The 23,052-nt window shown below is 44.8% G+C and carries 22 protein-coding genes; all 22 read right to left on the bottom strand.

Translation table 11 applies throughout. From position 1 onward, the window contains the following. Positions 1 to 53 precede the first annotated feature (53 nt). Entirely contained in the window at positions 54 to 644 is a 591-nt protein-coding gene (locus tag ABE504_RS26790; RefSeq protein WP_430094777.1) for a response regulator, read from the bottom strand. Continuing rightward, positions 619 to 1,857: a sensor histidine kinase gene (locus ABE504_RS26785; protein ID WP_430094775.1), complete on the bottom strand. Its 1,239-nt coding sequence runs from the start codon at positions 1,855 to 1,857 to the stop codon at positions 619 to 621. Before ABE504_RS26785 ends, ABE504_RS26790 begins: the two co-directional genes overlap by 26 nt. 412 nt (positions 1,858 to 2,269) lie before the next feature. After that, positions 2,270 to 2,461: a hypothetical protein gene (locus tag ABE504_RS26780; RefSeq protein ID WP_430094773.1), complete on the bottom strand. Its 192-nt coding sequence runs from the start codon at positions 2,459 to 2,461 to the stop codon at positions 2,270 to 2,272. A gap of 252 nt (positions 2,462 to 2,713) precedes the next feature. Then, a complete protein-coding gene (locus ABE504_RS26775) occupies positions 2,714 to 3,424 on the bottom strand; it encodes a hypothetical protein (RefSeq protein ID WP_430094771.1) in 711 nt (236 codons plus the stop codon). A gap of 1,105 nt (positions 3,425 to 4,529) precedes the next feature. Then, positions 4,530 to 5,117, bottom strand: coding sequence for a hypothetical protein (locus tag ABE504_RS26770; RefSeq protein ID WP_430094769.1), 588 nt, complete (start codon positions 5,115 to 5,117; stop codon positions 4,530 to 4,532). 527 nt (positions 5,118 to 5,644) lie between these two features. Next, positions 5,645 to 6,205 carry a hypothetical protein gene (locus ABE504_RS26765; protein WP_430094767.1) on the bottom strand — a complete coding sequence of 187 codons (561 nt, stop codon included), beginning with the start codon at positions 6,203 to 6,205 and terminating at the stop codon, positions 5,645 to 5,647. 376 nt (positions 6,206 to 6,581) lie between these two features. Continuing rightward, positions 6,582 to 8,822 (bottom strand): S8 family peptidase, encoded by a 2,241-nt coding sequence (locus tag ABE504_RS26760; protein WP_430094765.1) that lies wholly within the window; start codon positions 8,820 to 8,822, stop codon positions 6,582 to 6,584. Beyond that, positions 8,815 to 9,975 (bottom strand): AAA family ATPase, encoded by a 1,161-nt coding sequence (locus ABE504_RS26755; RefSeq protein WP_430094763.1) that lies wholly within the window; start codon positions 9,973 to 9,975, stop codon positions 8,815 to 8,817. Before ABE504_RS26755 ends, ABE504_RS26760 begins: the two co-directional genes overlap by 8 nt. Before the next feature lie 267 nt (positions 9,976 to 10,242). Next, on the bottom strand, positions 10,243 to 11,268 hold the full coding sequence (locus ABE504_RS26750; RefSeq protein WP_430094761.1) for a hypothetical protein: 1,026 nt from the start codon (positions 11,266 to 11,268) through the stop codon (positions 10,243 to 10,245). 73 nt (positions 11,269 to 11,341) lie between these two features. Continuing rightward, positions 11,342 to 13,009: a recombinase family protein gene (locus ABE504_RS26745; protein ID WP_430094760.1), complete on the bottom strand. Its 1,668-nt coding sequence runs from the start codon at positions 13,007 to 13,009 to the stop codon at positions 11,342 to 11,344. Between the two features lie 3 nt (positions 13,010 to 13,012). After that, positions 13,013 to 13,486, bottom strand: a complete 474-nt coding sequence (locus ABE504_RS26740) for a recombinase family protein (RefSeq protein ID WP_430094758.1) — start codon at positions 13,484 to 13,486, stop codon at positions 13,013 to 13,015. Then, complete coding sequence (locus ABE504_RS26735; RefSeq protein WP_430094756.1) at positions 13,459 to 15,042, bottom strand: recombinase family protein; 1,584 nt, start codon at positions 15,040 to 15,042, stop codon at positions 13,459 to 13,461. Before ABE504_RS26735 ends, ABE504_RS26740 begins: the two co-directional genes overlap by 28 nt. Positions 15,043 to 15,054: 12 nt before the next feature. Beyond that, positions 15,055 to 15,273 carry a hypothetical protein gene (locus ABE504_RS26730; protein ID WP_430094754.1) on the bottom strand — a complete coding sequence of 73 codons (219 nt, stop codon included), beginning with the start codon at positions 15,271 to 15,273 and terminating at the stop codon, positions 15,055 to 15,057. 144 nt (positions 15,274 to 15,417) lie between these two features. Further along, entirely contained in the window at positions 15,418 to 15,735 is a 318-nt protein-coding gene (locus tag ABE504_RS26725; RefSeq protein WP_430094752.1) for a DUF960 family protein, read from the bottom strand. After that, entirely contained in the window at positions 15,736 to 16,197 is a 462-nt protein-coding gene (locus ABE504_RS26720; RefSeq protein WP_430094751.1) for a JAB domain-containing protein, read from the bottom strand. Beyond that, complete coding sequence (locus ABE504_RS26715; protein ID WP_430094749.1) at positions 16,194 to 16,616, bottom strand: hypothetical protein; 423 nt, start codon at positions 16,614 to 16,616, stop codon at positions 16,194 to 16,196. Before ABE504_RS26715 ends, ABE504_RS26720 begins: the two co-directional genes overlap by 4 nt. A gap of 323 nt (positions 16,617 to 16,939) precedes the next feature. Continuing rightward, positions 16,940 to 19,216, bottom strand: a complete 2,277-nt coding sequence (locus tag ABE504_RS26710; protein ID WP_430094747.1) for a DUF927 domain-containing protein — start codon at positions 19,214 to 19,216, stop codon at positions 16,940 to 16,942. Next, complete coding sequence (locus ABE504_RS26705) at positions 19,204 to 19,716, bottom strand: bifunctional DNA primase/polymerase (protein WP_430095080.1); 513 nt, start codon at positions 19,714 to 19,716, stop codon at positions 19,204 to 19,206. The genes ABE504_RS26710 and ABE504_RS26705 overlap by 13 nt, the downstream gene beginning before the upstream one ends. Before the next feature lie 16 nt (positions 19,717 to 19,732). Continuing rightward, a complete protein-coding gene (locus ABE504_RS26700) occupies positions 19,733 to 20,539 on the bottom strand; it encodes a hypothetical protein (RefSeq protein ID WP_430094745.1) in 807 nt (268 codons plus the stop codon). Between the two features lie 32 nt (positions 20,540 to 20,571). Further along, the gene (locus ABE504_RS26695) at positions 20,572 to 21,102 is read right to left on the bottom strand and encodes a hypothetical protein (RefSeq protein ID WP_430094744.1); all 531 of its coding nucleotides are present in this window, start codon (positions 21,100 to 21,102) and stop codon (positions 20,572 to 20,574) included. A 115-nt stretch (positions 21,103 to 21,217) separates the two neighbouring features. Continuing rightward, on the bottom strand, positions 21,218 to 21,670 hold the full coding sequence (locus tag ABE504_RS26690) for a hypothetical protein (RefSeq protein WP_430094742.1): 453 nt from the start codon (positions 21,668 to 21,670) through the stop codon (positions 21,218 to 21,220). Positions 21,671 to 21,831: 161 nt separating this feature from the next. Next, positions 21,832 to 22,938 carry a helix-turn-helix domain-containing protein gene (locus tag ABE504_RS26685; protein WP_430094740.1) on the bottom strand — a complete coding sequence of 369 codons (1,107 nt, stop codon included), beginning with the start codon at positions 22,936 to 22,938 and terminating at the stop codon, positions 21,832 to 21,834. Positions 22,939 to 23,052 lie beyond the last annotated feature (114 nt).

Here is a 23,052-nt window from a genome sequence, read left to right as displayed (position 1 = left end):
ATCGGATATATTAAAAAATCCCCCGATTGGGGGGGATTTTGAGAGCTTATCGGCTATGGAATGATCTTCAATTCCTTGGCGCGCTGCAGCGCCCTTACACGGTTATTGACGTCCAACTTCCGGAAGACATTCTTCAAGTGATACTTAACCGTCTCCGAAGTGATGTGCAAATTCGCCGCAATTTGCCTATTGGATAATCCTTCAGCCATATATTGAACGATTCGTGTCTCCTGTCCGGTCAGCAGACCGGTTGCGCCCGGCCCCTCCTCGGAAACATAATTGCGATACTTTTCCTTGATCTTCTCCCACGTTCGCGCGAGCCGTTGTTCCGTTACTGGCTTCATTAAGTAATCTAATGCATTCACTTCAAAGGCTTGTACCGCATAATCGTCATAGCCCGTAACGAATATAATGGATAGGACGGGATCGCGCTCTAGCAATAATCGGGACAAAGACATCCCGTCAACATCCGGCATGGAGATATCGAGGAAAGCCACCTGAAAGGGGTTGGCTCGCGCATACTCATACGCCTCGCGTGGGGTTAGGAATGCGCCGCATATCTCGAGTTCCTCGAACTCGGCAAGCATATACTTCAGCCGTCGCACCGACAAAGGTTCATCATCCACGATTATGGCCCTTATCATCCATCTTCCTCCTGTCTGGCAGATAGGGAAGCTCGAAAGACACTTTCGTTCCGATCCCGACCGTGCTGTTGACTTGCAGGCTTGCGTCGTACAGCAGCTTGATTCGTCGCGATATATTCCTCAATCCTATCCCACTAGGCTCCGAACCCGAACCAAGGACTTTTTGCCGCTTCGCCACGCTCATTCCACACCCGTTATCCTCGACAGCGAACTGAAGCTTATCGTCGTGCTCCAGAATTGAGATTGTGACAGTACCGCCTCTTTCATTAGACATCAGACCGTGTTTGATCGCATTCTCGACCAGCGGTTGCAAGACGAGCGGAGGAATGAGATGATTTGGATTGGCATCGATGTTGTACTCGATGGCTAATCGGTCGCCGAAGCGTACCTTTTCGATATTAAGGTAAGCCTTGATCAATTCTAATTCGTTCTCCAATGTCGTAAAAGCGTCCATTTGCTTGAAGTTGAGCCCGATTCTGAAATATTGAGCCAGGTCTAGCGTAAGCTTCTCCGCCTGCCTAGCGTCCTCCACGCAGAGGGCGGCTATCGAATTCAAGGCATTGTATAGAAAATGCGGCTGAATCTGCGAACGTAAAAAAGCGATCTCTGCATCTTTGGCTTCGGCCACTCGCTGCTGATTTTTCACTAGCGTCTCCCCAATGACCTCATTCATCGCAACAAAGATCAGCACGACGGCGATCATGACCAAGGTATACAGAAGCATAGCGCCTAAAAATGTTTCGGATAAGCCGATGAAGATAGCCATGGATACAAAGCTGCAAACGCAATAGCTAACCGTAAGACCTGTCGCTATCCACAGCCTCCGTTTCTTATTGCCTTGCAGGAATCGGGACTGGAAGAATATGAATATGGGGATGCACATGAACACCGCCAGCGTCGTCGCATAGAAACCGTCATCGATCCCAAGGTAGGAGCGGTAAATCAGAATAAGCAGGGATAGAAACATCGTCGTCTCGAACCCACCGTAGAACGTCCCCAGAAGCAGCGGAACGATACGGATATCGATGTTTAATCGGTCGGTAACTTGGACGGGAAAGCTCATGCACAGCACAAGCGCCACTCCGAATAGAACAGCCTGCATAAGCCTGAAATACTTAAATCTCCCGAAGCCGATCAAATAAATGAGCTGGAAGGCGAAAATCAACGTAACGACGAACGCTACTTGCAACAATAAGTCTTCGAGGATATTCATGATAACAGCCCTATATCCTTCCTACCATTCTATTAGGAACATTGTAAATAATTTCTGGTTCTTTTGTCTATTGGAGGAATGTCTCGATTGCGAAGGAGCAGTTGATAGGGTTCAGCGGCCAAGTCCAATGAGGAGAGACCGGTGCTTTGCCAAGTTTTTTCGCCGTCACTTTTGGAGTTATTCCCCAATTAATCTAGTCGTTCGAAAACTGCTCCACCAACAGTGACACCCGCATCAACTGATACGGGTAGGTGGGCGACTATGCTCGGTTGTTAATGCTTTCTGCTTCAGAAATGCCTTGTTGAATCCTCAAATAACTGCTATCGACCGAGGACTCTATGGCCGATAGTGCATTGGGTGTTACGCATAGTTAATGCCCTCTTCGAATTCACAGTAGTTACTCTTGTTTCAATTAATCCTTTGCAGGCACTATATTTAATCCATCTGGGACATCATTTTTTTGATTTTCATTCTTAAATCTTCCCACTGGCATACTTACTTCTGATATAAACTGCATTAAAAGTCCAAGGATAAAGTCTTTTTGCAATTCAAACATATCATGATCAAAGCCGCCATCTTTATTCTTATGTCCCTCAATATCCATGCAAATTATTCTGTTCTTGTTTGGGTATTTTTCTTGAGCATTCTTAAACTAAAGTAAACAAAATTTCTGCCGATTTCTCAAACCCTTCTTCCTTTTAACTACATGGTAGATGGAGGTCATGCGGCCGAAGGAGTTGTTGTGGTAGGACGATTGCGAAGCGAATACTCGTTATAGGTTGACCGATTTCCGATTAAATCCTGCGAACCGCAAACCGATTGGCCCGAAGCATGAATATGGTGTTAGACATGCTTGTCATCTTGAAACACTACGTTTCCTTAAATTACTGACCTTAGATTCCATAAGAATTGATTTTGGATTTGACCCAGAAACTCGTTTAAATCCACACTTTTTATAATAATTTGCTAAACGGGCACTACTTTTAAAATCCTCTTTATCTTCAGACAATAATGATTGCATTGGTTTTGCTATAAGAAATACCATTCCGTCAGTATCATTTATTAAATATCTAAATGTATAAATAATTAAGTTGATTCCAGTTTTGTTAGCACGAAAGAGTGGATGAACATCAACTCGATCAATATAAAATAGGTTCCCAAAAAGAAATGGATCGTCATACAAATCATTTTCTTCAATTTCATCTGCCCGCTCGCCTACAACAGCGTGATCTCCATCAAGAGCATCAAGCCACATAAACCAAGAATCTCCCATCGTTTCTTTCCACTCAGAAGGAAATTCTGAAATTGAAATTTTAGCGATGATTAGCTCGTCTGTAGACTTATCATAGTGGTATTTTCCTTCTAGTTCACTTTTAAGGTTAAGATATCCGAGTTCTTCTCTTAATATTTCAGTAGAAGCCAACAACTTTATTGTGTGATGGATTGGATAACAGCCATAATTGAAATCAATTTCTGGAAAATCCGGAAAGCTTGAGAATGATTCATGAGAAACAGAAACTGAAAGTTCTATGCTTTCTTTATGGCCTTCAAGTTCAATAAAATACATGAACTAACCTCCCTTGATGAATTTCAAACATTACGACTAACGTCCTATTTTCAAAGTTCGCAAATAGTCCATATTCTTACGTATCTTCGAATTCAAGTGCACTACAATTATACCGCAAATATGGAAAACTTTTTCGCATAAAGTCACAAGAAAATCCCCTTAATCCATCTTAGGGGGATAAACATACTTCTATAGAATCTTGCTATATCAATATTACAGGCCTCTACACCCTTCCCGCACGAAAACTTCTGCCGTCACTTATGGTAGGGTTTACCTCGTTTGGAACCAACCAATTTCTCGTTTCGAAAAGCAATAGCCCGCTCACCAATGACGAGAGCGGGCCCCTACTTAATAATGACTAGTTTTTGCAACCGTTTTTGTCACAAGTACTCTTGGAGTGACTGTCAACCCAATGAGTAGGATTCTCATTAGTTTCAAACCCACAGCCAGTTCTACCACCTTTGACCCCACTGTGCACAATATTTGTCGGAGTATGCTTTACCGCCATTTTCTCACCCCCAGAATCCAAAATTGGATAAGTCATACATATATAATAACAAACAATTTAATTGGGAACAAGCGTTCCTGTATTTATAATAATCTCGGTACGCCAATTCAACAAATATCCGGCTCGCGTCTATTACGGGATCTTTGCGTTTACTGGCGTTATGTGCTGTCCATAATGCAGTCATGGCACAGTCACTCAACGTTCATGTAGTTACTGCTATAATTAAGCACCTACTTGCAGACCTAACATTGTTGCATCTACCTTCAATTGTTTTCCGCTTTACCACTATTTGTGATACGGTTCTCCGCGCTAGTTACAGCCACAATCTTTGAATGAGTGCAGAACAAACAGGCGTAGCAGCCACGCCCATTATCTTCTCTTATACCATTTTGAAATTTTTGGTAACCTAAAATCAACAGGTGAATCGTTTAAAATACCTAAAATATAATTGTGATATTGTGACATCCAATTGTATTTTTCACTCTTCCCGGAAACTGATTTGCCTCTCTGACCACTTTCTAACTTCGTGCCAGACCGAGGGCGAATGCCCGATGCGTGAATATGGTGTTATGGTGATGTACCGCCTTCTTGAGTAACTTAGAGTTTATCCTTAACAAAGGGCAATTTATCAATATTTATCAACATTTCATGCACTTCTTCAAAAATTTCAGTTAATTCTAAATCTTCGTCTTTAATTTCTATGTTCCAGTAATGTTGTAATTTTATCGCTCCTATAAAGTGTACTCCACTGCTATTAAGAGTTACTTCCCATGTTATTTGTGGTTTATTTTGGTGCTCCATTACTGTATTAATAACTGTCAGTAATTCTGAATTAATTAGATTCGTCTCTTCTTTGAATCCTTCTTTGGCCTCTATGTTATATTTAATTTCTAGTTCCAATACTGCTTCCCTGTTCTCATCATCATGTAAACAATCTTCAGTTTCATCATGGAATAGAGCGCAATTTCCTCCGTAAATCGATTCAGCCGTCATGATACTTTCCCAACTGAAACTAATCTCTGCTCTTGTAACATAGGGGGATTTTTTATTTTTCACAACACACAAACACTCAAATTCTTTCATAAGAGTAATCAACTCAAGATTATGTCTAATAAGATATGGATTAAGTTCAGCATCTTTCATCGAATCAAGTATTTGGCTTGTAATCTGTTCATAGGTTAACATTTGTACACCTCTTACATATTATTTTGAACTTGCGGATATTTCACATAAAGTATCATTCATGAATTCCACAAATTCCTCTGTTTTACCTTAGCCCCTGAGATTAAAATCCTAACCATCTTATAATACCATGATATGGTAATATGTAGCACAACACTTCTCTCTTTCCATAGTAAAAATCCCTAAACCCAAAGGTTGTAGGGGTTAAAATTCGCTTTATTCTGCAAGCCCACCAGCATTCCCCGCCATATTCACACCTAATTTTTCGCCGTCACCTTATGTTCGACTTGCACCGCTAATCTTCACCGCCCGATAAATCTTCTCCGCCAGTACAAGCCGCATGAAAACACGATTGAAAAAACGTTTACAGTAGTTCGAGGTTATATGTTTGCAAACGATAATAGAAAATGGATTTCCTCGCAGATGTATCCCGGCAATTACTTCCTCGCTTCTTACTTCCGAGGTCAAGGGGCAAATGCCCGATGCGTGAATGTGGTGTTATCGGATGTTCCCTCTGTTTCGAATCATGATCAATTACTTATTGTTACTAATAAATCCTTTACTGAATAACTAATAAATATATTGATTCCACTTAGGGTAATTATTGATAGTGGTATCGAAAGATTGACAACAAATTTTTTGTTTAATAACTTATATTTCTTATGTTGAAAATCAGCCATATCGTGAAAATAATCATTGATTTTAATTAGAACTTCCAAATATGCCGCTGCAAACACAGAAACTATTATCCAGGCATTTTGCTCAATTTGATTTAGTGAGGAAAATTGAACAATTAATGCAACCCACACTGTGAACAGTATTTTGAAAAGTGATTCTATAACGATGTTTAAGTACTTTAGTCTTGCATACCCTATCATCATGAATAGACCAATCACAGCTATATTAATTTCTAAAAGATTTCCCAATAAATCAAAATAAATAGTTCCTTTGAGAATCCGTCCCCATAATAATAAAGAGAGACCATAAATCATAATACTTATAAAAAAACTTAACCAAAATACAAAGTTATCTATTAAGAAATGTTTTAGATTAAATCTATTTCTTTTATGCTTTGTTTTTCTTGACTCCATTATGTATTCCTCTTTTTACGTATTTAGGAAATTTCCGATAACATCTTTTTAGCGAAGTTCACTAATAACACGGCTCGTAAACATTTACGAATACAAGCCTTTTACATACCATGATCATACCATAGGAATAGAGGAATTTGCCGAATTTTTCCATACAAAAACACCCCCTAGAACTCACCTCTAGGGGTATAAGCATATATCTCTGTAGCACTTTCCTTTATCCCTCTTACAGGCCTCTACACCCTTCTTGCCACCATTTTTCGCCGTCACTTATGGTATGGTTCACCTTATACACTATAACGGCTAAATTTAAACGGGATGGACTAGCAAAAGAGCTATCCATCCCGTTTTAGTTATTTCCTTCAATTATTAGGTATTAGAATGAAGTCCGTAGTCTCACACTGGTCATAGGCGTAAATCTACTTCCAACCTCATTTTGGATGTGCTCATACACATTAATCTGACCTGACGGATCTTCAACTGTTACAGCTAAAGCATAATTAATGTTTAGCGTATCAGAGACATCCCATCTGCTATAGAGCTGCAGCCAAATTTGCCAATCACCTGGATTAAACGAAGAAAATAATTTGGTAAAGTGTTGATAACTATGCCATTTCTCTCTACCTTCGCCTCCAGCAGGGTTAGCTACGGCAAGCATGTTCTTTGTATTGATCTTCTTCAGAGATGCACTTACATATGCCCCCAGGTACTCTGTACCTTTTGTTCGGTCAAGGGGAGGAGCAGTAACACACGTTACCGTTACTCTTGCTGTATTTCTTCCAGCTTGGGCCGCAAGGGCATCAGGCATATAAAACTTAACACGTTGCTTTGTTAATCGGTTGAGCTGTCCTGTCGTAATGAAAGTTACACTACTATCTGTCGAAAGAATGGCCCTTTCCGGATCAGTAAGGCCATTACCATATAGACGGCCAATACTCTCCTGCTCTTCTTCATTAAGTTCTTCACTGTCCCATAGAGGACGAGCAGTATGGATCAGCAAAGTTTTAGCAAGTAGTATATCTTCACTCGGTAAAGCAGCCAATACATGTGCATAATCACCGGCAACGATCGGAGCCGAGAAGCTTGTCCCACAAGAAGGACCCAGTTTCCCATCTGGGCTTATTACATGTGCCGCAACCTCATCTGGTATTGATTCGTTACCTCTCTTATCAAGAAAAATATTCCCACCTGGAGCTACGAAATCAGGTTTTGTAGTATTAGAAAATCCAGGGCCAATTCTTGAAAACGGAGATAATTGATTTTCCTGTGTCAGGCATTGAGGGTGTCCGGCTCGGCTGATCGCCCCTATGGTTAGACCTAAAACAGAGTCTGCCGGAGAAGCGATTTGTGAATCGTCATCATCAACAATCTCACCGAAGTCATCCGCGGTAACCCATACGGAATGATTTCCTGCTGAAATTACAAATTGCACGTTGTAGTTTCTCATTAGATTGTCAAGTTCGTAAGCTAATATACTGATGGAATCGCCATCAATAGGACGGCGAGCATTCATTGACAAATTGAACACCTTCGAAATACCTGATAACTGTTGAACAGCGTGTTGTATTCTAGCAATCATAGTGTCCTCAGGAATAGCTGATCTTCCATCCGAAATACACGCGTCAATAACCCGCACTCTTGGTGTAAGCTGTCCCATTCTAACCTGGGCATCAATACTATCCCCAAATATTGCCCGGCTAGCCACTTGAGTGCCATGCAAACATGTAGGGTTTAAAATCTCCGGTAGTTGTATTCGATCTATCATCAGTGTTTCTAAATTTGCGGGGAAGCGAATCCCGTTATCTAAAATTACGACGATTGGAAGTTGGTCTATGTCCACTTGTGGATTTAATGGAATAGACGTGATATCAATTGCTTGGTTCTCCTCCTCCCCGTCCTTAAAAAAATTGGTTTGCTCAATTCTAAAGAGTATCTCTTCTTCAGAAATTGTGTTGATTGCAGAGGCAGGTAATATTGCACGTATTACTGGTGTTTGGTCAGATAAGTAATACGGAGAACGTACTAATTCACCATGCTCTTCATGAATTCGTGAAATTAAAAAAGGTAGCGCCTTCTCATAGAAACCTTTTGTCAGGTTGGGAGTCAAGAGCATTTGAATATCAACTCTTTCTTCCATTAAAACATCTTGGCTAAGAAGACGCTTTATATCTTCTGATTGCTTATCTTGTCTGCTAAACGACTCAAATGACTCAATAAATTGCAGGTCTGGATATGCTTTTCTTGTTCTGTATGATTCAACTCTGCTTTTTAGGTTTTGAAATTGCCTAGTCGTGGTTGAGACTACCGCAGTATTTTGATTCTTAACTGCCAACAAGTTAATGCCGTGATTCCCTAAATTTTGTTGCCTTTGTCTGTTTTGGAACTTTTGCCCCTCCGATAAAGTCACTTTAAAAACAACCACTTCGTCAGATAAAGGCGTTTTTCGCTTTTGATGTATTTGCTCAATTGACTGTAAAGCATGAATGAGATAATCCCCATGCTCTGTATGATGTATATTTCTTTGCTTCTCTCGCCCTGTAGGATCGTGCGGTAAACTTTCAACTTCAGATTCAGGAATCCATAAATGTGGGTTTTTAGGCTTATCATCTCTAGACATCCGCTGCACTCTCCTTCAGAAAATCACTTAAAGTGGATTTCGGGACATTTAAAATTCGACTTATTATTTTTTGCGGAATTCCTTTTTTGTATAGCATTTCTGCGCTGGTCTTCCAATTATCACTGTGGTTGAAGGTGTTCATAGTAGTGGTATTCAGAAACTTTCGCAAAACGTCGTCTTCAGTTACAACCCCCTTACCCTCAATAAATGATTCTTTTATGGTCTGTTCGATAATTGTCTTTATCTGTGAACCACTTAATCCCCCAAATGCTTGAGAAATTATGTGCAGATCCAAATCGCATTGTATCTCATGCTTTTCAAAAACAGATAAGATAAACTGCTTTCTTTGTTCAATATTAGGGAGTTCCAATTCAACACTAATATCAAATCTTCTCCATATTGCTGGATCAAGCAAGTGATGATGATTTGTAGCAGCGATCAATAATACATGAGAAGGTAAAGAGTCGAAGTTTTGCAGTAAAGTGTTAACAACTCTCTTTAATTCACCCAATTCATGTTGATCGTCTCTCTTCTTAGCAATGGCATCGAATTCATCTAAGAACAGGACCACTTCCTGCTGTTTTACAGAATCAAAAATCTTTCTAATATTTGCACTTGTCTGCCCCAAATATGAAGAAATCAAGCCATCGAGCCGGACATATACAAGCGGAAGACCTAGCTCATGCGCAATAACATTCGCTGTAAGTGTCTTTCCACATCCAGGAGGCCCACATAACAATAAACGATTTGTTGGTTGAAATCCCTTTTCAACTAGTTTTTTTGAGTTTTCTTGTTCTTTAATTACGTTTCCAATAATTTTCCTCTGATCTGGAGATAATATAATATCCTTCATTGAAGATGTTGGCGACATTACCTCATACAAGTCCAAAGAGGTATCCTTATCCTTTGGAATCACATATGCCTTGGCGCCGTAATTAGATGCCTCAAATGAAGAAGGAGCTAATGTTGCTCCTGTTCCAAGTGAGTTTTTAGAACTTGGTGCAGGCCTGTATGCTTGCACTAGAGAATTTGCTAATGAATGGTTTCCCTTCTTTTCCTCGTCTTTCGCTAAACGCTGAACGGCATCTTCGAAAGCTTTCTCGCTGCCGGAAGAATGTGCTTCAATTAATTTCACAACCATTGTAGCTTTCATAAAAACCTCCAAAACCGGATTAAACCGAACTGATGCTTATATTATACGATAAATATTAGGATTATTCCATTCATTTTTCGGATTTAACCGGAATAAACTAAAGGCCTATGTGCCTTTAGTTGGCTGGTCACTTATTATTCGCTCTCCTACTGGTTCCCGCTTCATCCGAGTAATAAAAGACCCTTTTGCATGCGTCGCAGAAGGGTCGATAATAAAAAATGATTTACTTTACAATAGCGTCAACCGGCCATACTCTTTGTTAATCGTTCAATCCATCACATACTTCGGATTGATGCTGACCTTCTCATCAATGTACTTCTTCCAACATGTATTGTCCCTAGACGGGTCGTTTGCCTGCTCCGTAAAGTACACTCCCAATTTTGTATTCTCAAAATGGAAGTAATCCCTTCCCCTCTGATTGCCGAACAGCGCAACCATCGCGTAGTTATAGCTCGAACTGACCGCAATGCCTGTCTTATGCATGGGGATTCTCTTATGGATTTCTTCTATTGTATATGCTGCCTCGACGTCGGCACCCTCTGCCTCAAGTGATTGCAGCAGGAGCGCGAACAGCAGGTCGGCGTTGGACCGCAGCGAGATTTTCCCCAAGTCGAAAACCTCTGACGTGAGCGAGCTCCAATCGTGCTTTTTGGACAACGCAGGGGCCACTTTGGACCGGGACACCGGAATGGTTTTCACCTTATGCTTTCCGAACATCATCAGGAACTTGTCCAGTTCACGCTTATTTCCTTTCGCCTCCTTGACGGCGGGCAGCAGCGACTGCAGGAACACAGAAAAGTCGGTAATATCGTCCATACTTGCGGGATTCCTTTTCCAAACCCAATCGGGCCTTACCGTGGACATAAGGTAATTCATCGCCCGGAAATTGTGCTGATCGATGATTTCTATCTTATCGGGATTGAGCAAGTGGGATAGGTATGCAACGGTGATGAATGTTTGATGCCCCGCCAGCCGATCCTCCCAGAAAGCAAAGATTTCGTCGATCTCCGATTTGCCCGACTCGGCAAACTCCGGCCAATACTTTTGCAGCTTGGCAATGATGATTTTATGTGCCGGAACATAGTTAACCTTTCCCCAATGCCCGTATTTCCACTCCAGCGCTTGTCTTATGTCGTCCTGACTGACCTCTTTCGGGTCGCCAAAAGTCTGCTTCCATCCTAAGTATGGCTCCTCAGGGTATTTTTCCGATTCATATTTTGACGCATACTCGCCATAGTGTTCAGATATGGTTTTTGCGATAGACTCGATTTCCTTTTTCGTTAACGCAGACATTCGCCGCTCCTCCGTTCATTTTGATTTCAGTTTCTCATAAGCCTAATCGGTTGTCATCTGATTGTCTACTCCATCAAATGGCGAACCATATCTTTTGCCCTGCGAGCGCTCGCCTCATCCGCATAGCAAAAGACCCTTCTGCATGGGTCGCAGAAGGGTCAGCGGCTAAAAAATGATGTACTGTATTTTCATCGAAGTTCATCTCAATCTTATCGACAGTTCGTGTATCCTTGATCGTGATTTGCTTGATAACCAGATGCATCAGCATCTTTCGCTGCTCGAACGGGGACGAGGCCAGTAGCTTATCGAATTTCTCCAACAGAGCATGGACAACCTCGTAAGAAATCGGCTCGGAATTGTCATCCTGCAATTCGAAAGTCAGCTCGGACTTCTTGGCATGCAGCCGGTCGAACTCGGCGTTGATGTCATCCAGCCGCTTCGAGAACAGTTCCTTGTCCAGTTGGTCGATCTCGTACAACTCGAAATACCGCTGCCGCTTCTCTTCTAGCTGGGCAATCCGCGCCGTAATGGAATCGAGCTCTTGCTGAAGTGGCTTGATGCGCTTCGCTTTCCGTTCGTTAATGTTACTTACGACCGCTTTCAGGATTTGATGCTGCGACAGCACTTCCTTGACCCGCTTTACCACGTACTGCTCGGCTTCCTGCTTGCGGATGCTGTTGGCGCTGCACACCTTGCTTCCCTTGTTGCGGAAATTGCTGCAGGAGTAGTATAACCTGGTAACCTTGTCCCCATCCTTCTGGCGGTTTTGGATGCGGTTCGCCACCATCGGCGCTCCGCATTTCGGACAGCGGATGAGCCAGGTCAGCAGAAACTCCCCGTCAAAGCGCTTTAAAGATACGACAGCCTTCTTCTGCCGAAGGTATTGGACTTTGTTCCAAAGTTCCTCGTCGATAATCGGAGGATGCAGGCCATTCTCAAGAATCGGTTTAGGGTTCCGTCCCTTCCGGCGCTTTTCGCTCCATTGCTCGAACCGATTGTAGCGGATTTTCCCAGCATAAAACGGGTTGTCGAGTATCTCTTTGACCCCGCAGATCGAAAAAGCATTACCGGATTTAGTCACGTAACCTTCCTGGTTGAGCTGATTGGCGATGGATTTGAATCCCTGTCCCGCCGCAAACCGTTCGAATATTTTCGTGACGATGACGGCCTCTTCGGATACGACCTCTACTCGAGAATCCCTATTGCGCCCTCGTTCCCCTGGTATTTCAACGGTTTTATATCCCAGCGGCACCTTACCGTTATGTTTTCCGGTCTTGGCCCGCTTGCTAAGGCCCATTTTGACGTTATCTACGATCGTGTTGCGTTCAAGCTCACCTACAGCCCCCATCATTTGAAGAGCGAATTTGCCCATCGCGGAACCGGTGTCGAATCGTTCGGAAAAAGACGTGAACGCCACGCTATGCTTACTCAACAATTGGGTGATTCCAAGCAGGTCATACGTATTCCGGGCGAGGCGGTTAATTTTCCATACCAGCACTTCATTGAAAAGCCCCATTTGGGCATCTTTCAACATTCGCTGGAGTTCATAGCGTTTCTCCGTACTTTTGCCGCTGATGCCGCGGTCCACATACTCATCGTATATCTCCTTGTTGTATAGCTTGCAGTATTCCTTCAGCGTATCAAGTTGAGCGTCGATGGAATATCCATGCAGTGCTTGTTCCTCGGTACTAACGCGGACGTAGATCGCAACTACAGATGGTTTCTCTAGGGGGTTAAGCATATCTCATCTTCCTCCCTCATTCATTGCCTTCGTTAATTCCTCCGCAAGCAGACCAGACTCCAATACAGCCGCCATCATTTGCGTTGCAAATTTGCCCATCGGAGTAGAGGTATCGAAATTCTCCGTAAGCATGCAGAATTTAACGTGATTTCTTTCAAGTTCACTTACGACTCCCAGTACATCCACCGTCTTCCTACCGATTCGGCCTAAATCATGAACCAGCACTTCGTCGAATTTCCCTTCTGTAGCTTCTTTCAGCATTTTTTTCAGAGAGTGAGCCCGTTCGAGGTCGTTCCCGCTGACGGCTTCATCGATGTAGATAACAACAATCTCTTTTTCCTCCCGCTGACATTGGGCTTTCATCTTATCCAGTTGACACTCAATGGAGTTGGCGTTAGACTCGTTTCCGGCCTGGTTTGTACGAGCATAGAGAGCGACACGAACTTGGTTTACGCGAGTTTGTTGTTGGTTTTCCATGTTTCTTCCCCCATTTGATTTGTTAGTGTTAGATGTTGCAGATCAGCACTGCAATGGATAACCGCTTTTTGAATGTCACGGTCAGGCGGCAAGGTAATTTTGTCGAACAGGCCGCGCAGCATCCTTCTTTGCTGCTTAATCGGCGCTATTTGGAGCAACTTCCGAAATTGTAGCAGCGCCGCGCATATTCTTTCAGCAGCAACGGACTCCGTAAGAGGGTCAGATAGCTTTTTCTCGATCTCTCTTAGTTCCGCCTGTAGTACGGATATCCGTTCCTTCAATTCATTCAGGCGTTCCACAAAGCCATTTCGGTCGATATGGCCGTCCTCGAACAATTCGAAGCATCGCTGCTGCCGATTATCGAACGAAGCAATTTCTTTTTCCAGTCGTCTACGCTCATCCTCAAGCGGTTTCCGATCGGTATTCCGCTTGGCATTCACCGCCGCGACAACCCGCTCTAGCAAGCCGAGGCTGGTTACGAGTTCCTGAATATGCCCAAAAAACCAGTTTTCGATGGCATCGGCCCTAACCGCGTTTTGCTTGCAAGAAATGAAACCTCTATTGGTATAGCTGGAACATACATAATAATGATTCGTCCGGCAGGTTCCGTCCTTCCGATAACCCTTGGATCGCCCCGCGACCATTCCACTGCCGCATTGGGGACATTTAAGCAGACCCGTTAGCGGCATGGCCCGGTCGGGCGTTCGATCTGACGAACGTTTGCGCTCCCCGAACCTCAACTGAACCTTGTCCCAAAGTTCCTGCGGGATGATCGGCTCCTGCTCGCCATCGACAAGCTGTACCTCAATGTCAGCGCCTGTTCGCTTTAGGCTTGTTCCGATACGGATTTTACCGATGTAGTTCGGATTGGTCAGAATGCCTCTGACCGCCGCGATACAGAACGTGAGCCCCTTCTTCGTTTTGAAACCTTCCGCATTTAGGCGGTTCGTGATCGCCTTCAGCCCAAGCCCGTCAGCATACATTTCGAAGATGGTTCGGACAAGTTGCGCTTCTTCCTTAACGATTTCCAGTTGTGGCTGCCCTTGTTTGGGGTTCTTGTACCAGCGATAACCCAGCACCATATTGCCGCTGTTCCATTTGCCTTGTTTGTTACGATTCTGGACCGTTAGCTGGACATTTTCGCAGATTTGAGCTCTCTCCAGTTCAGCGGCAGCACCGAGCATCTGGACAAGGAAATTGCCCATCGCGGTATCCGTTTGTATGTCCTCTGTCAGACTCTGAATACTGACGTTATGCTTGTTGAAGATTTTTAGCATGTGAAGCAGGTCTTTCAGGTTACGGGCCAGCCGGTTTAGCTTCCATACCATCACGATCTGGAATCGCCCTTGGGCGGCGTCGAGCAGAAGTTCCCGCAAGGCTGGCCTTCCCTCGATGGACTTAGCCGACCGCCCCGCGTCTACGTATTCCTTCGAGATGGTTATCTTGCGAAACTTGCAATATTCCCGTAAGGCGTCGAGCTGGGCATCGATGCTGTAACCTTCGATCTGCTCTTCGGAGGATACCCGGATATACAGGGCCGCTGTGTTATTTGCCATCAGCCTCCCCTCCTACGCGACAAGCTCGAAGTCCCATGTGCCGAGCATCTGCGCGGCCAGTTCGCGTGTCGCGATCTCTTCCGCCTCGGCCCACATGATTTCGTCTAGCCAATTCAAGTCGGCTTTACGTGCGACTTTCTTCTCTTCCAAAGCGAGGTAGTTGATTATCATATCCGACAATAGATCGACCATTGCATTTAATCCGCCCTGCTCTTCCCATGTTTCCGGCATATTTCGTTCCCCCTTGATGCAGATTTGTATTGAACACGGCCAATAGATGTAGCTATTTCTTTTTGTTTCTAGCGATCTCTATTGCGATTTCTAACGCGACGATTATAAGCCTGATAATGTTCGGGTTCACCTACAATGCCTCCCTCAATATTCCGAAGGAAGGAGCATCGTGGCATAATCGCCGCTATCGATGACCCAAACGGTCATATTTACAGGCTTACGAACACCGGGCAACATCGTTTCCTTGCTACGTACCGGCTGTTCTTGACGATGTATGACCTTTTGAACTTTCCGGCCATGAACCTCCCCGACGCTCAAATCGAATACTTGCAGGTAATCCATTTTGAAGCCGTTCCTGACTTGCTCGTCCACGAGAGCCCATAAGGTTAGTTGGAGTTCGGGGCTGATGATTTCGTTGACGCCGCGTGTTACATATCGCTGAATCCTGAATGTGCCGGGCATTTATATCAGCCCCCGCTCTTTCATGCTAACGAATCGGGTGCCTTCGCCGAGGATGACGTGATCGATAAGTTCGATACCTAGCAAACATCCGCTATCCCGAAGTCGCTCCGTTATTTCTACATCCTCCGGGCTAGGGTCGGGCTGGCCTGACGGATGATTGTGGCAAGCAATAATGGATGCCGAGTTTGCCATGATAGCCAGCTTAAATGTTTCCCTGGGATGGACAATCGAAGCATTGAGCGACCCACAGGAAACCTGATGAATCGCGGTAGGCTCGTTCTTCGTGTTCAGGCAAAGGATGCAGAATGATTCCCTATCGCAGTCCCCGATGAACTGGCGAAACAGGTCTGCCGCGTCTTGCGGCGAACGGATGACACGATTCGGGTAGAGTAGCGATGTCTTCTCGCGAACCATCCGCAAGGATACAACCTCGATTCGTTTTGCCGCTTTTCGGTTGCTCATTGTACGCCCTCCTCTCCCGCTTGTTCGGCAAGCCACCGTTCCACATCCGCATCCAGACTCCCCTTCACTGCATAAAGCATGAGAAAACTCTCGTTGTCCGGCATGTAGCAGATTCGGTACATCAAATGGCCGTCAGATATTTCGACCAATTCCACATATTCGGGATGGGACTCCGTTAGAATCGGCTTTGTTCCAAATAGGCTCACGATCGGTAAAGCACAGTCTGCATCATTACCTTCTAGCACCGCCATCCGGTAGCCGTGCCCCTCCAGCGAAAAATCGTCAGCTGGCGTGCTATGGTTCAGTCCGGCTGCAAAGTCGAGGTATTGGGCCATCAAGTAATGCAATCCGAACCGCGGCAGCTTACCGCTTTGATGCAACTTCATAATGTGATCGATTTTCGTAATAATTAGCAACATTCTCATCTCCCTCAGAAACTCTTCTGTTAGAACCAGGATTCCAAGGTTATAATATAAGGTTGATTTTGGTTTATTTACGTTTGCTTCAGCCCCTCCCGAGACAGGGGCGTTGCCCCTGCGTGCGTGCCGTGTCAGTCCATGTCGCACCTAGCTTTCTGACGAGCGCCCCTGTTTTCCCTGCTTTGGAGGGGGGGAGGACAGCCACGTTAGATTGGCAGGGGGGGAGACATTTTTTTCTTTTTATTTATGTTTTTTCAGGGGCATTAGGGGCGGATGCTCAGCTTTTGCTTGCGCTGCATGGCCTTTCCACCGCCCCTCCACACTCAAGTTTCTGGGGCTTGTTCCCCGTCTTCAGGGGCAAACAAGGCTTCCATTTCAGGGGACGTTGCCTGCTCCCGCCGAGCTCTGGCAGTGAGACGCTCCTCCGCCCCTCGCAGAGCAGAAACCTTCACCCAAAGTGTGCGATCCCGAAAGCGACCGATCGACTTCTTCTTTGTGTATCGTTTCTGCTTGCCTTCGATCTCGATTTGCGTAAAGCCTTCATCTGCGAGCTGCCGCCAAAGCATTTGTTTTGTAATGGGAAATCGCTCTTCTTGGCGCGACAAAAATTGACTGACTACGTTGTACAGCGGATCAGGAAGGAAGTAGTAAAATTCCTTGTCGTGCCAGCCGACATGCGCACCGCTTAGGGAAACACCGTCGGGTTCTTGCTGCTTTACGTTAACCGTATGAATGCTTTTGTTTGCCAGAAGCTGCGAAACGATGCTGAGGAAGCGTGTTGTTGGCTTAACCTCTACAACCTGCTCCCCCTGCTCATTGGCTATGTCAAGGAATAGCTCCCAGCCTTCGGTAAGAATCTGGTCGTGACGCTCATGGGTTATGGCCCCGATGCTAAGAGCATATTTAAGAGCGTAATGAAGTCCGGTGTAAAGCATCGTAGCCGCCTCGACGAGTCTTCCGTGCACGTCCAGTCGGGAGGCTTCATTCCGCTTTTCGTGAAGAAACTCCGTCAGGCTCTCAATGTCCTGCTCCTGCATCTCTTGTCCTAACCACTCCAGGTAGCCCACCATCGCCTGCGAAAGAAGCTTACTATCCTTTTGGGCCTGCGTCAGCTTATCCAGATCGACGTCCCCCGGAAGCACTTCCACCGGAAACAAGCGGGAGTTACTGGAGCTGCCGCTTATCATGTCCTCAGCCGTTATCAGGCACAGGCCGCGAGGTACGTTAGTTATCCGCAATGAACCATCTGCATTCATCCGGTTTCTTCCTTGCAAATCACCGTATCCGCGGACGAGCTGCTGGGCAATCTGTTCCATTTTCTTCGCATCGACTGGGTTGTTATTTGGATGGTAGTCGTCCACTAAAAGGACGCAATCCCTACAGTCGGAGGCTAACTTTTCAATGGAATTTGCCGTGTCCTTGAAACTCGCCGGAAGGTTTTTGGCCGTAAATGTACCGTAATGGCACAAATATAAGGCTGAGATTGAAGACTTTCTTGCTCCAGTCCTGCCGTATACCCAAAGAAGGAGAGCTGGCGGCAAACTTGCTTCTTCCAGCCACTTACGTAGCGGAGCAAGGTACATAAACGCAAATAGTGGCAATGTGATGCGAAGCGGAGCCAGTTCGAGCAGCGCTAGGCTGGCCTGACTTGCTTTGACCCGATCCCCCGGAGAGGTAGGCAGCTTGTACTTTGAAAGCCGATCTTCCAGTTCCACCTTTACGTTAGTAGCACCGATGCACCCGTTGGCATGAAGGTAACAGCTACTACCGTTAATCTCCTTCCAGCCAATGTGAGTAAATACAGACTCTTCAACAGCATGTTGCCCTAGGTGCTGAAAGACGTATCTCGCTTTGTCCTTTACGGTTGGGCCGGGAAACAGGTTAGGCTCCAGCCCCCAGCCCGAAGGCCATTGCATCGCTGCGAATTGGGAGTCGGGAACCAGAATGGCTGGGAGCCTTTTTCCGGTTCGGGGAATTATCCCTTCAATTTGGTAGAACCTTTGCTTTTCCTGACCGTTATCTTTCACAATGGTTTTGGTCGGAACAGCCAGAAAGTTGGAGATGGGAACGGCCTTTACGTTTTCCTTGTAATAGACCATTTCGCACAGCAGACCGTTCTCAATCGCGTACCCTTCCGGTAAGTCGTTGAATAACGGCTCTTGTTCCGGCTTCCTTTTTGTTAGCTTCCGTTGGAGGAACGCGGCGGGGGAGTGCGTTAGCTCCCCTGCCTCATTCTTGCTTAGTTCATTACCAAAGCATTGACGCATCTGATCATCGCCGCATCCCATGCTCTTGCAACGGGTCGGACCGTGATTGCCGCTCGTCAGCTCCTCTATTCTTCGTTCGCTCTGCTCATTATGCTTGCGTGAGCCTTTAGAAAATGTTAGCGCGTCTTTCTGAAAACCTGCGTTGGCAAGTGCCGCTATCCAGCGGAACCATGTTTCCTCGTCTAGTCCACTATGCTGCTGAGTGTCCCAGTTCTCAGCAAAGCGAGGACAACACTTTGTTAGTGTGTCGATCGAAGAATGTGTCCGTTCCCGTTTTGCAATCGCCATGCGTTTGAGCATCCAAGCCGGTGCGATTGACGTTAGAACTCCCATAAGTTGCACCCGCCTTTCCAACTGTACAAGCCTCCGTTTGCGTGACGGGAGGGCGGCAAGACGGTTTGTTGCCCGTCGCCAAGCAATGCGCATTCTTCATGCGGCTTCTCGGGATGGCCTTTCGCGTATTTTATAGTCTTCATGCCGGAGGGAACAGTATAGAGTAATCGTCTTCCTCCACCGGGAGTTGTAAACTCCCAAGTGTCAGGAAGATCTCCGCCACTCCAGTCCGTCAGCAATTCTTCACCATACGGTCCATCTACATCGATGCCGAGGAGACCGGACATTGTGCCAAGCACTAATCCAACGTTCATTGTAGGCCATTCCTGTGCCCATTCATCGATGGTTTCTTCGCTCGGAACCTTTGCTTCCGTCCAATCTTTGATGAGAGGCCTTTTTCCCGGCCTTGAGCAATTTGACCGATGACGTTCGCTCATTCGGGCATGATCGTGCGAGCAAAGCGGTATGACAGGCCAACCCAATGCCGCGTAGGCCTTCATCGCTTCGGCCACATCTTTAAAGGGTAGCTGATGGGACATACGAATCACCCTTCCCGTTGTAGCTTTGCAACCGGTCAAGCTCGCGACAAAAATCCTCTTTTTCGTGTAGATCATAATAATAGGAAACCTCTGTGGGAATCATGTCCTTATGCCCAGGTTGCCAAAAGACGCTACTCAGCAAATCGATCGTTTCGACCTTGCCCGTGAAATGCCATGTGACTTCGAGGTGATCTTGCGCCTCTTTCACATGAACCGGCTTAGGCTCCCTGGATTTTAGACCTTTCTTTATGTTATCTATCCAGATACGCCGAAGGTCATCCGGCACGCTCTTGAGCGGAATGCCCTCAAAGGTATCTACCTTGGCCGTCATCGTTGCTTTACGCGCTCCCCAAGTGTTACGGAATGTAGGGATTGCTTCCATGAAAAAAGGTTTGGTCATTTGGGTATCATCAGCATGAAAAGCGACCAGCCTTAGATCGAATTCGTGCTTGTGTACCGCTCCCTGTAAGAGATTGTCCATGGATGCCGTTATTATGTGGTACAGATGCAACATGGCATTTTCGTCATTTACCGAAATCGGCTTTTGCAATAAGTAAGAGGCCAGATGCTGCTCACTTTTGTATGGCGGAATATAGGCCGGTGAAACGATACTGCTTGAAGTCATCGGCATCTTCGTCATCAACCTCTTGAATTCAGAAGTCGATAGCTCCTCACTGAAGCACATGATGTCATAACCTCTTACAATGGCTTTCTTCTCTTTCTCAAGCTTGTAGAAAGCCTGAATATCCTGAACGGATTGGTTCGAGACATAAAAGCTGCGCATATTCTCACACACCCTTAGATGTTATAGTTTTATCAAAACAGAACCGGGTCAAAAGCTGCTGAATTGGTCGAGTCAGCCCTTTTGTTGACCCACTGTTTTATCAGCCAAGACAATTTTGGGGTTTGGTAAAGATGAAATGTCACCATCTTATTGACCAGCCCCGCAAAACTTAAGACTATACGAGTCCATGCAGCACTGCGCTCAAAGTTGTTTTTCAGCTCTTCCAAGCTACTGAAGCTCTGATCTTCACTGAATTGATTGAAAAGCCTTACGACCTTCGAATCGGGCTCTACTTGCATTCCGTCTTCGAAAACGTCCTGAAAACTATCTCCGTAAAAATCGAGTAGCTTATGGAATTCCTCCCAACTAAGCTCTACGGAATGGCAAGCTACGACAATCACTTGATCCCCCTGTTCAAGCAAATCGATGTTTACATTACTGAAAGAGATTTCACATAGATCATTTTTTAAAAGAGCGTTTATTGCACGTTCAACTTTTTCTTTACTTTCCAGATTTAATATCGCTTTTTGTAAGGAAACCTTTGGGGTTAATTGTTGTATCATGGCTTCATTCTCCCTTTGTTTGGATTAGATTTTTTGAAGCATTTGGATTTGCTGCTATTAAGTTGTCAAAGAACGATGGACGCCTTCCGGATTTATACATCCGAAAAGAAGCTTGCTATTTTCTGAGAGGTACAAAAGCTACCTCTGCATCATTAATGGTTAAGTAGGTTACCTCATAAAATGAGATGCTGGTTTTACCAATGAAGTCGAGATCGAAAAGCGACGTAAGTTCATTTACCAGTTCTTTCGAGTAAATAACCGCCTTACTGCCCGTCTTCCTTAACATGAAGCTTGAGTCGTTATCAGGAAGTTGGGAACCGATAGCAATACCTTTATCGTTTACAGCGATTTGCACCGTTGTAGGCGAACCGAGTGCACTTATCAAATTGGCACTGATCGTAACGCGCCTCCCGTGTTCCGGAGTATTTACCACTGAAATCACGCTTTCACCAGTCGCGCTCTTGCTTTGGTGCTTGCTACTGACCGCTTTAAGACTGCCGAGAAGGCTAGCATCTTGGATTAGGTCAATCTGTTGATTTGTTACGATTTCTTCGTGATTGTTTGTCATTGTGGTCTTCCTCCTAGTTTTTAGTAATAACAACCTTACGAATTCAAAGAATACAGGAAAGCCATAGAAAGCTCAGAAATGGCCAGTCCGTTTTCGGCAGAAACAAGGCGCAAAAAAAGCCAGGACCTGCGAGAGGCCCTGACTGACATGGATTTTTCAAATTAGCATTTCCCAAAAGTCTTGTGTTTTTTTCCGTAATGCCTGAGTCCTTCGTTGAAGGCTTCAGTAACTTTTGTTAGTAATTGACTTTTTACATCCACTGCGCTGAGATTGGACTGTTTCAATGACTTCTTTAAGTGTTTTTTCAACTTTTCCATCACTATGAAGTGCCTGATGTTATATTCTAAAGAGTTAATTGGGAGAAACAAAAACTCGACCTGCTTTTCATAATCATCGGCTATTTCTTTCGCCACTTTTTTCTCCCATTCTAATTGCTGCATTAGAATCAATACTCTTGAGGATTTAACGGGTTTAGCATCCCTGCTTTTGAGAGCTTCTTCTACACCTTTTTCTTCTGGGCCTTTTTCTTTATCGCCTTTTTTAATGAGCCGCCTTATGAAGCCTGTGTATCCCGAAAGGTTTGGTGAGTGGAGCATACTTGACGTTGTAATTGTAGTTTCAAGCAGACTCTCTCCCAATGAGTCAATATTGCTAATATTAACCGCACAAAACAGCTCGTAGTCATAATTTAGTCTAAGCACCCCAGCATTTTCGGGGAATCTCCCAAGATATAGTCGATGCACGTACCAGCAAGCGCCACCGGCCCTCCGTTCATGTTCTAGTTCGTTAAACCACATTTCAAAATTCTTTCTTATTCTCCTTTGCTCACCTATCGTTACTGTACTCCTGCTCTCTGCCCTGTTATATGACAGCAACCTATGTGCGGAAGATTTGCTTAAACGGATGTTGAACTTTTTTAACACAGTCTCCTGCACCATTTTAATCGACCATCTCGAACCCCGATATCCTTCAGTTATCGGATGTTTCTCCAGAAGGCTGATTATTTTTTCTTCTTGTTTGGGAGTTAAACTTGCAGGCCTTCCGCTACGCTCCTTTTCTTCAAGAGCCTTGAAGCCTTGGTTGTTAAAATTCTGAATCCATCTTCTTACAGTTTCTGTAGAAACGCCTAATTCCTCAGCTATTTGCTTATTCGATAGCCCGTTATTTTTATATAGGATAGCCTTCAGCTTCATCTTGTATTTCTCATTACCGCTTTGGCCCTGTAATTCATTCTCCATCATTTCAATCATAGCCCCGTCTAATTGCATATGCCCCACCTACGTTATAAATTCACTTGAGTCCATTCTATCACAGGTAATAGACGTGGGCGCTATTTCAGCATTTCGTCAATTTACTTGCTTCAATTGCAGATAACTACAAAT

Origin of the sequence: Paenibacillus oryzisoli, assembly GCF_050467285.1 — a bacterium.
GTDB classification, from domain to species: domain Bacteria; phylum Bacillota; class Bacilli; order Paenibacillales; family NBRC-103111; genus Paenibacillus_E; species Paenibacillus_E oryzisoli_A.
This window is presented reverse-complemented; position numbering and strand designations above follow the sequence as displayed.